We start from the raw sequence: 15,640 nt of genomic DNA, 5'->3' as shown, positions 1-15,640 counted from the left end.
GCCGCGCCCGCTCCCGGTTTTCGGCGCATCCCGGTGCTGTTGGGTGGAGTGACCCCCGAACGCCGCGACGAAAGCGAGAACCCAATTGCAGAGCCTCGGCACCGTCCTGCTCGCCGTCGGATTCCTCGCGCTCGCGGGAGCGCACCTCATCACCGACCCGACAGCCCTCGACGCCAACATCGGCGCGGGCTTCCTCATCATCGTCGGCCTCGTCACCGGGGCGGCAGGACTTCTCGTCTCCGTCATCGCGGCCCTGTTCGGCATGCGCCGCCGCCGCGGCTGACCCCTCTCAGCTCGCGCCCGATGCATCCACACGTGAGATGCAGCTTCTCGGCGCGATGAAGGTGCGTGGCTGGTGTTGATACGCCCACACCGACGATCACTGGCGAGGCGGTGCCGTCGAGTCGCGCTCGATGACCTCCGGTTGCCTCGTCAAGATCACATCGCTCGGGGGAATGCCGCTGAGCTGATCGAGGAGTGCGTCCGTCGCCGCGGTACCAAGCTCTTGCAGGGGAAGGGCCATGGTCGTCAGCGATGGTTGCAGGTAGGCGGCAACCGGCATGTCATCGTAGGAGAGTAGCGAGACATCCTCCGGAACCCGCTTTCCCAGATCGTGGAGGGCTTTGAGCGCTCCGATCGACTGCGGCAGCGTTCCGGCGTAGATGGCGGTCACTGCCGGATCCGTGTCGAGGATGCGCTGCGTCGCGACGTACCCTCCGGCCTCCGTATACGGCTCGCGCACGACGCATGGCCGGGCGATCCCGAGCGCGACGGCTTCGAGAATGAAACCGCGTTCCCGTTCCCTCGCCGGAGAGACATCCCCGGGCCCCGAGATGTGGCCGAGGGTCCGGTGGCCGAGACCGTACAAGTAGTCGAGCGCCGTCTTGCTGGCATTCGCCATGTCGACCCCGACGTTCCTGTTGGACCCTGCCACGGTCCGGTTCACGAAGACGTGCGGCACGTTGTCGAGCCGCCCATCCTCGAGAAGAGGGTGCTTCTCCCTTACCGACGCGATGAGGAGGCCCTCCACTCGCCCGGCGCTGACGAGGTCGGTGTAGTCGGACTGCGTCTCGGACCATTCCGCGTCTTCGGCCAGCAGCACGACGAAGCCACGCTCCCTGGCGCGGAGGTACGTTCCACGCGCGATCCGCGCATAGACGGCGTTGGTGAGGTCGGGAACAAGCAGTGCGATGGAGCGTGTACGGGCACCTGCGAGCGCCCGCGCGCCCGCGTGCGGCTCGTAGTTCAACGCGAGCGCGGTCTCGAGGATCCGCGCTCGCGTCTCGTCCCTGATGCTCAGCGTCGTGTCACCGTTGAGCGCCCGGGAGACCACCGACTTCGTGACGCCGGCCGCGTTGGCGACGTCGATGAGGCGAGCGCGCATCGGCTGAGGGGTGGCGTTCATGGTGCGGCCGGCTTTCGCGGTGTGTCGGTACTCGTGCGTGCTGAGCGGTGCGAGGCCCGACGCGCGCGGCGCCGGCCCTCGCCCCCAGGCTATCCGGCCCTTCTGGCGTACTCCGTGTAGATCGTCTTGCGACGGGTGTACCGCTCGAACCCGTGGATGCCGTCGTCTCCGCCGAGACCGGACATCTTCCAGCCCGCGTGGAACCCCTGGACTTCTTCCGGGCCGATTCGGTTGATGTAGACCTCGCCGAACTCCAGGTCGTCGGTTGCGGACATCGCCGTGCGGATGTCAGTCGTGTAGACGTGTGAGGTGAGCCCATAGACGGTTGAATTCGCCCACTCGATGACCTCCTCGTACTCGTCGAAGACGATGATCGGCAGGACCGGACCGAACACCTCCTGTTGCACGATGTCCATGTCGTTCGTGACGTTGGTGAGCACCGTGGGGGCGAACCAGTAGCCGGGGCTGTCCTCCATACCGGCGGGTGTGCCACCGCCGAACTCGAGCGTCGCACCCGCCGCGACAGCGCGGTCGACGTGCTCTTTCACCTTCTGCCACTCCTCCTGAGAGACCTTCGGCCCCATCTGGGTCGCCTCATCCATCGGATCGCCGACGATGAGATTGCGCGTCCGCTCGAGGAACCGAGCGACGAACTCGTCGTAGACGCCGCGCTGCACGTACGTGCGCTCGTTGCAGGTGCACACCTGGCCGCAGTTCATGAAGCGCGCCTCGAAAGCGTGGTCGACGGCGAGGTCGAGATCTGCGTCGTCGAAGACGATCACGGGAGCCTTGCCCCCGAGCTCGAGGGAGACGGGGATGACCTTCTTCGCCGCGGCGGCCAGGATCTCCTGCCCCGCCCTCGTCGACCCGGTGACGGTCACCATGCTGACGAGCGGATGCTCGACGAGCGCCGAGCCGAGCGTGCGGCCTGGCCCCGTGATGACGTTGACGAGTCCGTCGGGCACCCCGGCGCGTTCGAAGACGCGTGCGAGTGCGATCGACGACAACGGGGTGACGCCGCTCGGCTTCACGACGATGGCGTTGCCTGCCATGAGGGCGGGCGCCACCTTCCTGGAGAAGATCGCGGCGGGGAAGTTCCACGGGATGATCGCAGCGACCACACCGACGGGCTCCTCCCGGATTGCAAGCTGCTGATCGCGATTCGACGGGGCCGCGAGCTCGCCGATGTTGCGGTACTTCTGGCTGATCGCGTAGCCGAGGAACCCCTTCACGCCCTCGATCTCGCCACGGGCCTCGACGATGGTCTTGCCCTGTTCGGCGACGACGATCTGCGCGAGTTCCTCGGCGTGCGCTTCCACCTGCCTCACCACTTCCTCGAGCACGGATGCGCGGTCCGCGTACGAGCGCTTGGCCCAGACGCGCTGCGCGTCGCTGGCCTGTTCGAGGGCGGCATCGATATGCGCGGTCTCGCCGATGGGGACGCGAGCGATGACGTCGCCAGTCGATGGATTGTCGACCGTGCTGGTGCTGTCGGTGTGCACCCAGTCCCCGCCGATGCGCATGGCGGGCTGCGCTCCGAGGAGCGAGCCGGTTGTGAAGATGTCGTAGGTCATTGAGTGCCTTTCAGCTCATCACCATCCCGCCCTCGACGTTGTACGTCTGGGCGGTGATGTAGTTGGATCCCGGGCCGGCCAGGAAGACGGCGAGGGGCACGATGTCCTCGGGCACGGAGGTGCGCCCCAGAGGGACGTCCGCGGACTTCTCCTTGAACGTCTCACCCTCGGCCTTGCCGGTGAGGTCGCCGAACTGCTTGTCGACCTGCTTCCAGTAGGGCGTGTCGACGATGCCAGGGGCCATGGCGTTGACGTTCACGCCGTACGGGGCCATGGCGAGGGCGACCGACTGGGTGATGGAGATGACGGCCGCTTTCGAGGCGCAGTACGCGGAGACCAGGGCTTCGCCGCGGCGTCCCGCGATGGAGGCCATGTTGATGATCTTGCCGCTGTTCTGCTCGCGCATCGGCACGCAGGCGGCCTGCGTCAGGAACATGAGCCCCTTGACGTTGACGTTGAAGATGCGGTCCCACTCATCCGGGGTCATCTCGTCGAGGGGCTTGATGAGGCCGACCCCCGCGTTGTTGACGAGGATGTCGAGGCTCCCGTGCTCGGCGACGATCTCGTCGACGACCCGCTTCGATTCTTCCGTGCTGCTCACGTTGAGCGACTTCGCGGACGCGGAGTCGCCCGCCGCTCGGATCTCGTCGACGACGGTGTTGGCGCCGTCGAGATTGAGGTCGGCGATGACCACGTGGGCGCCTTCCTGCGCGTATCCGAGTGCCATGGCGCGGCCCATGCCTGAGGCTGCTCCGGTGATGAGTGCGATCTTGCTGTCGAGGGTTCCCAAGGGAGTTCTCCTTCGTTGTGGGGTAGGTGGGGGTGATGCTGGTGCGGATCTGGGGTGGGTGGTCACTGTCGTTGACGGTTGGACAGGACGCCCTGAACGACGACGGCGAGGACGAGGAAGAGGCCCGTGACGAGGTCCTGGTAGTAGGCGTTGAGTGTGCCGACCTGGTTGATGATGTTCTGGATGATGCCGATGAGCAGCACTCCGAAGAGCGCGCCGAGCATCGTCCCGACGCCGCCGGTGAGGAGCACGCCACCGATGACGGCCGCGGCAATGGAGGTCAGCTCGTACCCGGTCCCGAGCGTCGAGACGCCGGAGGAGAGGCGCGAAGCCAGGAGCGCTCCGGCGAGACCCGCGAGCGAACCGCTGATGACATAGACAGCGACCTTCACGCGGCTCGTGTTGCTGCCCATCATGCGCGCCGCGTCCTCGTTGCCGCCGAGCGCGAAGAGGTCGGAGCCGAACGCGGTCCGGTTGAGCACGAGGCCGGCGATCGCGAAGGCAGCGAGCAGTACCCAGATCAGGTTGCTGATGCCGAGGAAGGAGCCGTTGCCGATGGCGCTGAAGCCGCTGCTGGCGTCGATCACGATGCTCGACGATGCAAGTGCGACCGCGATGCCCTTGAAAGCGAGCAGGGCAGAGAGCGTGACGATGAAGGGTGCCATCCTCGCCTTGCCGATGAGCAGGCCGTTGAGCAGGCCGCCGACCGCACCGACCAGGACGGGAGCCAGGAGCGCCGCCGCCCACCCGTACGGTGCCGCGAGGGCGGCGACGACGGTCGCGAGCCCCACCGTGGATCCGACCGAGAGGTCGATCCCGCCGGAGATGAGCACGAGGCTCTGCCCGATGGTGATGAGTCCGATGAAGCAAGCCGCTGTGGCGATGGCCGACAGATTGGCGGGAGTTGCGAACGAGGGGAACGCGATGGCTGCGACGATGCAGAGGAGCAGCACCGCCCCGATCACGCCGTGGGATTGGGTGAGCTCGAGCACCCGGTTGCGGCGCTGGGCGGTTGGGCGCGGGATGGCGGCCGTCGGTGTGGCTGGGGTGGTCACCTGGTGTCCTTTCTCGACTGCTGCAGGTAGAGCGCTGCGATGATGAGGACCGCTTTGAGGACCTGTGCGAATGCGAAGTCGATTCCCCGCATCACGAACGTGGTGTCGATCAGCTGGAGGAAGATGGCCGCTGCGACGGTGCCCGGCACGGAGATCCGGCCTCCGACGAGCGGGGTGCCGCCGATGACGACTGCCGCGATAGCCGTCAGCTCGAAGTTGAGGCCGATGAAGCTCGGGTCGGAGGCGCCGATGCGAGCCGAGACCATGAGGCCGGCGATTCCGGCCAGTGCGGCGCTGATCGTGTAGATGGTGAGCAGCGTCGCGTTGCGCGGCGTCCCGGCGAGGTAGGCGGCGCTGCGGTTCGACCCGGTGAACAGTGCGTACCGACCGAATGCTGTCGAGCGGACGACGATCGCGATCGCTCCCGCGACGGCGAGCGCGAAGAGGGCGACGACGGGGATCCCGAGGAATGTGGCATTGCCGATCCAAGTGAAGACACCGCCGGCGGGAATCGTGCTCCGCGAACCTCCCGAAACCGCCTGAGCAAATCCTCGGACCGCCACGAGGAGACCGAGACCTGTGATGAGCGGGTTGATGCGGGCGAAGGCGATGAGCGAGCCGTTGAAGAGCCCGATGAGTGCCGCAGCGGCGATCGTGATGAGGATCGCCGCGACCTCGCCGTAGCCCAGGTAGAGCGCGACGGTCGCGGAGGCGAGCGCCATCACCGATCCCACGGAGAGGTCGATGCCGCCCGTCCCGATGGCGAGGGTCTGGCCGACCGCGATCATGATGATCGGTGCCGCCGAGAAGAGTAGGTTCTGGAAGGTGAAGGCGCTCGCGAAACCCTCGGTCGCGACCAGGTTGAACACGAACAGGAGCACGAGCGCCGCGTAGACGGAGTACTTGCTCGCCCACGTCGCAAGGGTCTTGCCCGGTGTCGGTCCACGGACGAGGCCGGTGGTGCCAGCTGCAGAAGTTTGCGTGCTCATGCTGTTTCCTCCATCGTGTGAGTCGCTGCGCTCTGACCTGACAGCAGCGAGATGACGGAGTCGTAGTCGACCTCGTGTGGAAAGACCTCGCCCGTCACGGCACCCTCGCTGAGGACGACCAGGCGGTCGCAGAGCGCGAGGAGCTCCTCGGTCTCGCTCGAGGTGACGACGACGGCGATGTCCTTCTTCGCGAGCTCCCGGATGACCCGGTGCACTTCGGCTTTCGCTCCGATATCGATGCCGCGGGTCGGATCGTCCAGCAGGATGACCTTCGGACCGAGGGAGAGCCAGCGTCCGAGCAGCACCTTCTGCTGGTTGCCTCCGGAGAGCTCGTTGATCGCCTGATCGGGTGCGGCCGCCTTGATCCGGAGCTCATCGGAGAACTCCCGGAAGACATCGTTCTGCGCGGCTCGACTCACGAAGCCGAGCTTCGAGATACGGGTCAGGATGGCGGCGGTCATGTTCTCCCTGATGCTGAGGCCCGGGAAGATCCCCTCGGTGCGGCGGTCCTCGGACAGGTAGGCGATGCCAGCGGCGAGCGAACCAGACGGGGTGACCTTCCTGAGGGGAGTGCCGTCCACGATCACGGTTCCGGAGTCGGGCTTGACGGCACCGAAGATGGCCTTGCACGTCTCCGTGCGACCCGCGCCGAGCAGACCGAGGAGGCCGACGATCTCGCCCTTGCGGACGTCGAACGACACGTCGCGGACGCGAGTGCTCCAGCTGAGGTTCCGCACCGACAGCCCGACGTCATGGGTTGAGATCGCGTCGACGCGCTGCTGGGCGGCCTCGCGGTCGAGCACCCCCTCTTCGAGGTCGACGCCGCCGAGCATCGCCTTCACGAGTGCTGGCCGCGGCAGCTTCGACGGGGTGCTCTCGGTCACGAACGCACCGTCTCGCAGCACCGTGAAGCGGTCACACAATTCATACAGCTCTGACATCCGGTGACTGACGAAGAGGATGGCGGTGCCCTCGTCGCGCAGCTGCCGGATGACGGAGAACAGCGTTTCGATCTCGTAGCCGTTGAGCGCGGAGGTCGGCTCGTCGAGAATCACGACCTTCGCCTCGAACGCCACCGAGCGGACGATCGCAACCATCTGCTGCATCCCGAGTCCGAGCTCGGAGACCTTCGACTTCGGGTCGAGACGCAATGCGTATCGGTCGAGGATCTCTTGCACCTGCGTGAGGGCCGCCCGCTTGTTCAGGATCCCGGCCACCCGTGGCTCCCTGCCGAGGAGGATGTTCTCCGCGACCGTTCGCTCCGGGATGAGATTGACCTCCTGGTAGACCGTTGCGATACCGGCGTTCTGCGAGTCGAGGGGTCGGGCGAAGCTCACGTTCTCGCCCTGCAGCAGGAGCTCCCCCTCGTCCGGCTTGTGGAAGCCCGTGATGATCTTGATGAGCGTCGACTTCCCGGCGCCGTTCTCGCCGTTGAGCCCATGCACTTCCCCTGCGTAGAGGTTCAGAGAGACGTCCGTGAGCGCGCGAACGGCGCCGAAGGTCTTGGTGATTCCGCGTGCCTGCAGCACGAGTGATGTGTCAGCCATGACTGCCAATCGAGGTTCGTCGGCCGCAGCCGGCTCAGTAGGCCGCGCCGGAGTCGAGCGCCTCCTGCGCGTTCTCGCTCGTGTACAGGGCGTCCTTCATGATGATCTCCTGCGACACGGGCTCGCCCGCGAACCACGAGGTGAGGGCATCGACGGCGGCCGGGCCGAAACGGGGATTGGTCTCGACGACGGCGTAGATGTTGCCGTTCGCAATCTCGGTGACAGCGTCGGCCGTGCCGTCGATGGACACGATCGAGACATCAGCGCCCGGATCCTTGCCGAAGTTCGTGAGCGCGGTCACCGCACCAAGGGCCATCGTGTCGCTGTGCGTGTAGACGGCGGTGATGTCCGAGTTGGCGGAGACGATCTGGCTCAGCACCTCTTGGGCCTCGCTCGTCGACCAGTTGCCGGTCTGCTGCGCGACGATCTCAAGGCCCTCGTGCTTCGCGATCTCTTCGGCGAAACCCTCCGTGCGCAGCGTCGCGACGTCGCTCCCGGGGGCACCCTGGATCTCCGCGATCTTGCCCTCCCCGCCGGTCGCCTCGACGACGGCCTGTGCGGCTCGCACCCCCTGCTCGTAGAAGTCCGAGCCAAGGAACGTCAGGTAGTCATCGCACGGCGTGCCCTCCGACTGCCGGTCGATGGTGACAACGGGGATGCCCTGCGCCTGAGCGTCCGCGAACGCACCCTGCAGGCCGGTCGAGCTGATGGGGGCCACGATGAGCGCATCCACACCCTGGTTGATCATCGACTGGATGTCGGTCAGCTGCTTCGCCTGGTCGCTGTTGGCGTTGGTGTAGACGAACTCCGCGCCCGCACCCTCCACGGACTGCCGGACCGACTCCGTCTCGACGGCTCGGAACGGGTTCTGCTCGTTCTCCGATTGGGAGAATCCGATGACCATCTCGGACATCTCGATATCGCTCGGGGCGTCGTTCACGCAGGTCTCCGCTGACTCGGACTCAACGACCTGCGTAGCTCCGGTCGCCGCCGGTGCGCCGCTCGCGCCCGCGCCGTTCTCCAACGGTGCCGTGCAGGCCGTGAGGCCGAGGGCTGTGGCGGCAGCCGCGGCGAGGAAGATAAAACGTCGTTGTTTCATGATGCTCCTTGTTGGGTTCTGGGGCGCGCGATCAGGCGCGGTGGGGTTCGAGGGCCGCGAAGTCGAGGTCGATTCCGTGGCCGGGAGTGCTGGGGGCTGTGACATGCCCGTCGACGATGGGCATGGGGTCCGTCATGTAGGCCTCGAGGCTGAAGCCGTGCGCTTCCATATAGGTGCGGTTGGGGGCGGCGGCGAGGGCGTGCACGGTGAGGTCATGCACGCCGTGGCTTGTCACGGGCAGGTTGTGCGCCTCCGCGAGCGAGGCGATCTTGCGGAAGACCGTGTATCCGCCGCAGTTCGTCACATCCGGTTCGGGATAGCTGAGCGCCTCCGAGGTGATCGCAGCTCGGAACTCGTGGAGCGTGTGGAGGTTTTCCCCTCCGGCGATTGGGATGCCTCCTTCGCGGAGGATCCGCTGATGGCCGGGAAGGTCATCCGGGATCGTGGGCTCTTCGAGCCAGACGAGGTTGTACTCGCGGAGTTCACGCGCCGCTGCGATGGCCTGGTCCGCGCTCCATCGCATGTTGGCGTCGACCATGAGCGGGAAGCTGTCGCCGAGGTGCGTCCTCATCGCTGCGACTCGTTCGATGTCTTCGCGCATGCTGTCGCGGCCGACCTTCATCTTGATTGCGCGGAAACCAGCCTCCTGGAAGCCGTCGGCCTGCCTGAGCAGCTGGTCGAGGCTGAACTGCAGGTCGATGCCACCGGCGTAGACGGGAACCTTCGGGTCATAGCCACCGAAGATCTTCCAGAGCGGTTCCTCGACGCGTCGGCCGAGAAGGTCCCAGAGCGCGATGTCGATCGCCGAGATCGCCGATGTCTGGTGACCGCCGCGCCCCGCGTAGTGGAGCTGCCACCAGAGTTTTTCCCAGAGCTGTTCGATGCGGTTCGCCTCTTCGCCGATGAGTGCGCCGGCCATGTAGTCATTGATCATGACGGCGACCGCCCGCCCGCCGGCATTGACCGTGTACGTGTAGCCGAGGCCCTCGCCTCCATCCTCATCGCGGATGCGCACGGTGATGAGCTCGAAGTCGTCCATATCGCCGTGCATGCTGTCGGTCAGCTTCACGGGCAGGGGTACTCGGTAGTGGTCAGCAACCACTGATTGGATCCTCGCCATTGGGGCCCTCTCGGTTGTCCTCGAAAGCGGTTAGAAAACCGGTTTCCTTTCGTAGAGACTGACACCAGTCGGCGACCGTGTCAAGCGCTCGACCGGACGATGGACGAGGTCGGTGCCACGCGCTACGATGCGCCCCACAAACCCGCGTCCGCTCCCGACACGGTCTTACGCCCGCGCGACGCCGGTCGCACCGGGTCGGGGTGGTCGCGAGCCCGGTGGATCCACACGAGAGACGCAGTCTCCCGGTCCGATGACGGTGGTTCTCTCGTGCCGATGCACCCGGTTGAGGCGTCCGAGGTGGCCTGCGAAGCCAGGGGGTTGGTGAGACCCGCCTCGCCCGAATGTCGGTGCCCGCGTCTAAGGTGATCGCATGACGACGGCGACTTCCCTCGACGGCACCTTCAACTTCCGTGACACCGGCGGCATGCCGGTCACATCCGGCGGTGTGACCGCGCCTGGCATCTTCTACAGATCAGACGCGCTGAGCTCGCTGACTCCGAAGGGGCTGGAGCAGCTCGCGGCGAGCGACATCGGCACGATCGTCGACTTCCGCACACCCGCCGAGCGGCAGATGGCGCCCGATCGCCTGCCCGTGAGTCGGCCCTTCCACGTCGTCGAGCTGCCGCTGCTTGAAGGGGCCGTGACCGGACTGGTGCAGCAGGGCCTGCAGTCGGCTGCGCGCGGCGGCGACCCCGCCGAGCAGGCGAAGGCGATGGATGCGGTGCTCGCGCAGATCCCGACCCTGGGCGCCCTCTACGTGGAAATGCTCGAGCACAGCGCGACCACGTTCGCCGAGCTCGCCCGACTCGTCGCATCCGCGACCGTCACCCCGCCGAACGCCGTGGTCGTCCACTGCACGGCTGGCAAGGACCGCACCGGCATCGGCTCGGCGCTGGTACTCGACGCGGTCGGGGTCGAGCGCTCCGCGACCATCGCCGACTACGCGTCGTCCGGCGCGAACCTCTCAGGTGAGTGGGCCGAGCGCATGTACGGCATGGTCGCGCAGTACGGGCTGCCGCTCACCGACCAGATCAAAGACCTGGTCGCCGCGACGCCCCCATCCGCTATCGAGCACGCGCTCGAGTGGGTTGATGCGCAGGGCGGTTCAGCCGCGTACCTGCAGTCAGGCGGGCTCACCGGTGCGGAGCTCGCCGCGCTCAAGGGGCGCCTCACCGGAGCCTGAGGGTGCCGCCGCCGCATCAGTACTCGGTGTCGCGGTGGCAGCTGGAGCTGCATCTGGAGGCGCAGCGGCCGTGGGTGCGCGTCCGGCCGAGCGCTCGACGCCGATGCCAGCGACGATGACCAGCACGAGGCCGACGACCGGCAGCAACCCGGGCACCTGATGCAGCAGCAGCAAGCCAATGACGAGCGCGACCGCGGGCTCGAGACTCGTGAGAGTTCCGTAGGCGGCGGCCGTGATGCGGCGCAGCGCCTGAATCTCGAGCATGAACGGCACGGTCGGCAGGAGCGCGGCCAAGCCGAGGCCGGCGAGGGCCGCCTCCCACGTGAGCAGCGGAATGGTGCTCGGCGCCGCGATGATGCTCGCGATGACGGCCGCCACGGGAATCGAAACGGCCAGGCCGCGCACCCCGCTCAGCTCGTCGCCCACGCGCTGCGTGCACAGGATGTAGACGGCCCAGCAGGCCGCCGCGGCGAGCGCGTACAGCACGCCGATCGGGTCGATGTTCCCGGTCCACGGCTCCGTCAACAGCACGACACCGACGGCCGCGATCAGTGGCCACAGGAGCGCCCGGCCCCGACTGCGCAGCACGGCGACCGCGAGGGGGCCCAGGAATTCGAGGGCAGCGGCAGTGCCGAGCGGGATGCGGTCGATCGCGAGCGTGAAGAGCAGCGTCATCCCCGAGGTCGCCGCGCCGAGCACGACGCACGCGAGGAAGCTGCTGCGCGTGAACCACGCGTGTCGCGGCCGCACGATCACCAATACGAGTGCTGCCGCGAACACCAGGCGGATCCAGCCGGTGCCGAGCGGCCCGAGCTGCTCGAAGAGACCGGTGCTGAGCGCCAGGCCGAGCTGCACGAACAGCATGGCGCTGATCGTCATGAGGGTGCCAGAGCGGGCACTGCCCCGTGGAGCTGCCTGAGGTGTGGACGCGGTCATGGATTCAGGATGGCGCGCCCGTGCATCCGTGTCCACGCGAGAAATACGAACGCATCGTTCGCGATTCGCGCACAATGGTTCCGTGGGCGCCTGGCCCGCGGTCCGGATGATCGGCGGGAGTCCACATGGAGACGCGACGGCTCGAGTACCTCGTCGACCTCGAGCGCCTCGGCTCGATGCGGGCCGTCGCGGACCAGCACCTCACGACGACCTCCGTCGTCTCGCAGCAGCTCGCGCTCCTCCAGCAGGAACTGGGCGCGCACCTCCTCGAGCGGGTGGGGCGTGGGGTGCGGCTGACCGCCGCCGGCTCGCGGCTCGCCGCACGCGCATCCGGGATCCTCGCCAGCCTCGATGAGGCGAGACGCGACTTCGATCCAGACGCGGAACCGCAGGGCACGCTGCGCGTGGCGGGCTTCGCGACCGCCGCGCGAGCCCTGTTCCCGATCATGCGCGAACTCGCCGCGTCACACCCCGGCGTGCGGCTCGTGCTCGAGGAGCAGGAACCCGACGAGGCGTTCGCGCTGGTCGACGCCGGCCGCATCGACCTCGCGCTGGTCTACGACTACACGCTCGCACCCCTGCGCATCCCGCCAGGCTACGAGAGCGTGCGCCTGTGGGAAGGGGAGTGGGGGATCGGCGTTCCGGACAGCGTCGCGGCGGCCCTCCCCGGCGGCGGCCTCGAGCCTCTGCCCAACCGCGACCTCATGCTCGCGTTGCGCCACCAGGAGTGGATCGGCAACTCCAGGAACGACGCCGACGAGATCGCCATCGGCGTGCTCGCGTCGCTCGCCGACTACGAGCCGAACGTCACCCACCAGTCCGACGACCTCGCGCTGGTCGAAGACCTCATCGCGGCCGAGTTCGGGGTCGGGATGCTCCCCCTCACGCGAGCGCCGCGCGACAACGTGCAGATCGTGCGGATGCAGCAGCCGCCCATGCTGCGCGCATCCGCCGCCTACCTCCGCGGCACCGCGGAGTGGCCGCTGCTGCGCCACGTGCTCGACCGCCTCACCGGCGGCTGAGTCCCGCCGTTCGCCGCCGACCGACTCCAGAGGAACTTTGAGAAGGGTTCCGCGTCGGGATGGGGTGCAAGCCATCTGCGTGCGTGAACGTCATCCGGAGTCGGGGGTGGTGACCTGACCGGAGCCCGCGGTCGCCGACGGCGGTCTTGGGATGGCAAGTTCGCTTCGTTCGGGGAATTTTCCCGCAACGAGGTGAGTTTTCCATCCCGAGAGCGGATGGGCGGCGAGGTCGGGGCAGTCTCAGACGGCGTCGAGCTCGGCGAGCAGCGCGCGGGCGCGCTCGAGCTGCGGCGTCGGCGTTACCGTCGCCGCCTCGGGCGCGGCCGAACTGCTGCCGGTCACCAGAGCCTCGAGGTGCTGTCGGGCCAGGTGCCGCTGTCCGCCTTGGATCTCGGCTTCCGCGAGTCCGAGCAGTGCCCTGGCGCGTTCGTGCGCGTTCGCGGAGCCCTCGGCAACCTCGAGAGCGACGGTGTGGTGCCCGGCCGCATCCGCGACCCGGCCCGCCTGTCCGTGCAGTTCCCCCAAGTTGTTCCTCACCGACGCGACGAGCGACGAGTTCCCCATGGACTCGGCCAGCTTGAGCGCGGCGCCGTGCTGTTCCGCCGCGGCGTCCGGGTCACCGAGGCCGGCGAACGCGAGGGCGAGATTCGTGAGCGCGTAGGCGTGCGGCAGCCCGGCCTGGTGCTCGGTCAGGCGAACCGCTTCGCGCGCGGTGTCCGCGGCGCTCGAGAAGTCGCCGAGCTCCACCTCGACGTCGCTCAGGTTGACCAGCGCAACACCCGCGGCGACCTCGTCGCCCCGGTCGCGCGCGATCCGATGGGCTGCACCGTGCCGACTCCGGGCGCCCTCGACGTCGCCCAGGCGTCGCAGCACGATGCCCAGGTTGTCGTTGAGCGACGCCGCGAAGTGGTCGAGTCCGCCGTGCTCGGCGGCCGCGACGGCCTGCTCGAACCGGAGGGCGGCCTCGTCGAGGTCGCCGCCCTGCGCCGCGAGGATGGCGAGGGTGTTCGACGCCTTGAGCACAAGCTCAGCGTTGCCAGCGTGCTCCGCGAGCTGCTGAGCTCGCAGCAGCTCGGCACGTGCATACGGGCTGCCCATCCGCACGAGCGACTGGCCGACGCGGTGCGCCGCCACCGCGATGGCATCGGCGCTTCCGAGCGCTTCCGCGTGGCGGAGGGCCTCGCGGTGCACCTGCTCGGCGGTGCGGTGCCGGCCGTCGACGTCGAGGTGGTGCGCGACGAGCTCGCTGACCTCGACGGGCACCTCGGGTCGCCTGCCCCCGACCGCCGCGGAGAGCTCGATGAGCACTGGCAGCTGGGTCCGCCAGAACTCCGCCGCTCTGCCGTCGCCGAGCGGTGGCTCGAGCCCGCGGTTCCCCGCCGAGTCGGCCAAGGCGTCGGAGTCCTCCGCCGTCGCCGGCCCCGCCGAGCCCACCGCCCCGGCGACCGGTCGTGCACCCGAACGTGCGCGCTCGAACGCGTCGGGGTAGCTGGTCTCGAGCGCCGCCCAGCCGCGTCGGAGGTAGAGGTCGAGCACTCGGTCGAGCGCGGCCCGGCGCTCAGCCGGGGCGTCCTCCTCGAGGCTGCGCGACACCGCGAACGATCGGACAACCGGGTGCAGCGTCGCCCCGGTCGAGCGCCGCACGAGCTGCGCCTCCTGCAGGGCGTCGAGGATCGACGCCTGCGAGAGCGCCGAGGGATCCGCGGATCCGCGCACCTCGGCGCGTGCATCCGCCACGACCCCGACGGCCGCCGTGTCGAGGCCGTCGCTGGGAACCGTCGCGAGAAGCCGCAGCAAGCGCTGGGCCTGCGCGTCGAGCGCCGCGTAGCTCAGCTCGATCGACGCCCGCAGCGGCCCATCCGGCGCGGTGTCGCGCTCATCGAGCTCGTCGAGGTGGTCGGCGAGCCGCCACTGCGGTCGCTGCAGGATGCGCGTTGCCAGCAGGTGCGCGGCAAGCGGCAGTCCGCCGGTCGCGGCAGCGAGCCCCTGCAGCGCTTCCGGCTCCGAGACGGCGCGATCCGCCCCGATGCTGGCCCGCAGGTAGTCGCTGGTCTCCTCTTCGCGCCAGGGCGCGAGCTCGACGAGCCGCAGCCACCGCGCTTGCTCGGCCTCGTTCCGCGACACGACGATGGTGGGGGTGCGCAGCGCACGGAGGAGCGACTCGAGGGGAGCGAGCTCGCTGACGTCGTCGACGAAGACCCCGATCCGGCGCTCGGCGGTGGCGTCGGCGACCGCGGCGATCACCGACGCCTCGGCGTCGCGAGCCTCCGCGGGCACGTCGAGGGCGCGAGCCAGCGCATCCGCGAGCGAGCGCGCATCCGCTGCCCCGCCCTGGCTCAGCTGCTCGCGCAGGTCGACGACGACCACGTCGTTCATCGCGCCGGTGCCCAGCAGGGTGCGCAGCGCCTGGATCGCGAGCTCCGTCTTGCCGACCCCGGGCATCCCCGTGATCACGGCCGGGCCTTCGCCCGCCGTCAGCAGGCGCAACTCGTCCGCCCGACCGACCAGGGAAGTCTCGGAGCTGGCGGCGTCACCGAGCCCGAGCCGCGCGACCCGCAGCGCCGTGCCGCCGCTCAGCACGTGTCCGCACCAGTCAGACCACAGCTGCACGACGAGATCGTCGACGCCGAGAGCCCGAACGATGTCCAGCACCAGGGGCACGTCGAGGCGACGGCGACCAAGCCTGAAGCAGTCGTAGACGGTCATGCGGCCGACCGTGGACTCCCGCGCGTGAGCCCCGCGGCCGACTCGAACGACGCGCACTCGCTCCGTGAGCTCCGAGAACGACGGCGAACCGGCGCGCTGCCGCAGCTCCCGGAGGCGCCCGACGAGCTCGTCGAACGTCTCGGGAGGGAGGTCGGGATCGTCGAGGGTCGAGGCCGGCGCGCTCATGCCGACGAAGGTAGCAGAGAGCGGATTG

Annotated in this window: 13 protein-coding genes; 3 read left to right on the top strand and 10 right to left on the bottom strand. The window is 68.4% G+C overall.

Going from position 1 to position 15,640, the window contains the following annotated elements:
* Nucleotides 1-85 precede the first annotated feature (85 nt).
* Complete coding sequence (locus tag ABVF28_RS15140) at nucleotides 86-283, top strand: hypothetical protein (protein WP_371031129.1); 198 nt, start codon at nucleotides 86-88, stop codon at nucleotides 281-283.
* 96 nt (nucleotides 284-379) lie between these two features.
* Here the strand turns inward: ABVF28_RS15140 and ABVF28_RS15135 are convergent, their stop codons facing one another.
* The 8 genes from ABVF28_RS15135 to ABVF28_RS15100 form a co-directional block, all read right to left on the bottom strand.
* Nucleotides 380-1,405 carry a LacI family DNA-binding transcriptional regulator gene (locus ABVF28_RS15135; protein ID WP_211891262.1) on the bottom strand — a complete coding sequence of 342 codons (1,026 nt, stop codon included), beginning with the start codon at nucleotides 1,403-1,405 and terminating at the stop codon, nucleotides 380-382.
* Between the two features lie 89 nt (nucleotides 1,406-1,494).
* Nucleotides 1,495-2,979, bottom strand: coding sequence for an aldehyde dehydrogenase family protein (locus ABVF28_RS15130; protein WP_371031128.1), 1,485 nt, complete (start codon nucleotides 2,977-2,979; stop codon nucleotides 1,495-1,497).
* 10 nt (nucleotides 2,980-2,989) lie between these two features.
* Entirely contained in the window at nucleotides 2,990-3,769 is a 780-nt protein-coding gene (locus tag ABVF28_RS15125) for a glucose 1-dehydrogenase (protein ID WP_371031127.1), read from the bottom strand.
* A 62-nt stretch (nucleotides 3,770-3,831) separates the two neighbouring features.
* A complete protein-coding gene (locus ABVF28_RS15120) occupies nucleotides 3,832-4,824 on the bottom strand; it encodes an ABC transporter permease (RefSeq protein WP_371031126.1) in 993 nt (330 codons plus the stop codon).
* Complete coding sequence (locus ABVF28_RS15115) at nucleotides 4,821-5,813, bottom strand: ABC transporter permease (RefSeq protein WP_104254375.1); 993 nt, start codon at nucleotides 5,811-5,813, stop codon at nucleotides 4,821-4,823. The genes ABVF28_RS15120 and ABVF28_RS15115 overlap by 4 nt, the downstream gene beginning before the upstream one ends.
* Nucleotides 5,810-7,360 (bottom strand): sugar ABC transporter ATP-binding protein, encoded by a 1,551-nt coding sequence (locus ABVF28_RS15110; protein ID WP_371031125.1) that lies wholly within the window; start codon nucleotides 7,358-7,360, stop codon nucleotides 5,810-5,812. The genes ABVF28_RS15115 and ABVF28_RS15110 overlap by 4 nt, the downstream gene beginning before the upstream one ends.
* Before the next feature lie 34 nt (nucleotides 7,361-7,394).
* Nucleotides 7,395-8,459, bottom strand: coding sequence for an ABC transporter substrate-binding protein (locus ABVF28_RS15105; protein WP_371031124.1), 1,065 nt, complete (start codon nucleotides 8,457-8,459; stop codon nucleotides 7,395-7,397).
* Between the two features lie 31 nt (nucleotides 8,460-8,490).
* Complete coding sequence (locus ABVF28_RS15100; protein WP_307852815.1) at nucleotides 8,491-9,561, bottom strand: mandelate racemase/muconate lactonizing enzyme family protein; 1,071 nt, start codon at nucleotides 9,559-9,561, stop codon at nucleotides 8,491-8,493.
* Between the two features lie 388 nt (nucleotides 9,562-9,949).
* On the opposite strand from ABVF28_RS15100, the gene ABVF28_RS15095 reads away from it, so the two are divergent.
* A complete protein-coding gene (locus ABVF28_RS15095) occupies nucleotides 9,950-10,762 on the top strand; it encodes a tyrosine-protein phosphatase (RefSeq protein WP_371031123.1) in 813 nt (270 codons plus the stop codon).
* Here ABVF28_RS15095 and ABVF28_RS15090 read toward each other — a convergent pair.
* Nucleotides 10,703-11,698, bottom strand: a complete 996-nt coding sequence (locus tag ABVF28_RS15090) for a DMT family transporter (RefSeq protein ID WP_371031122.1) — start codon at nucleotides 11,696-11,698, stop codon at nucleotides 10,703-10,705. The genes ABVF28_RS15095 and ABVF28_RS15090 overlap by 60 nt on opposite strands.
* 125 nt (nucleotides 11,699-11,823) lie before the next feature.
* Between ABVF28_RS15090 and ABVF28_RS15085 the strand changes: the two genes are divergently transcribed.
* On the top strand, nucleotides 11,824-12,720 hold the full coding sequence (locus tag ABVF28_RS15085) for a LysR substrate-binding domain-containing protein (RefSeq protein WP_371031121.1): 897 nt from the start codon (nucleotides 11,824-11,826) through the stop codon (nucleotides 12,718-12,720).
* 240 nt (nucleotides 12,721-12,960) lie between these two features.
* On the opposite strand, the gene ABVF28_RS15080 is transcribed toward ABVF28_RS15085, so the two are convergent.
* Complete coding sequence (locus ABVF28_RS15080) at nucleotides 12,961-15,612, bottom strand: tetratricopeptide repeat protein (protein WP_371031120.1); 2,652 nt, start codon at nucleotides 15,610-15,612, stop codon at nucleotides 12,961-12,963.
* Between the last annotated feature and the right edge of the window lie 28 nt (nucleotides 15,613-15,640).

The sequence above is a fragment of the Pseudoclavibacter sp. JSM 162008 genome, assembly GCF_041366455.1.
GTDB lineage: Bacteria > Actinomycetota > Actinomycetes > Actinomycetales > Microbacteriaceae > Pseudoclavibacter.
Note: the sequence above shows the minus strand (reverse complement) of the source record. Positions and strands in the feature narration are given on the sequence as shown.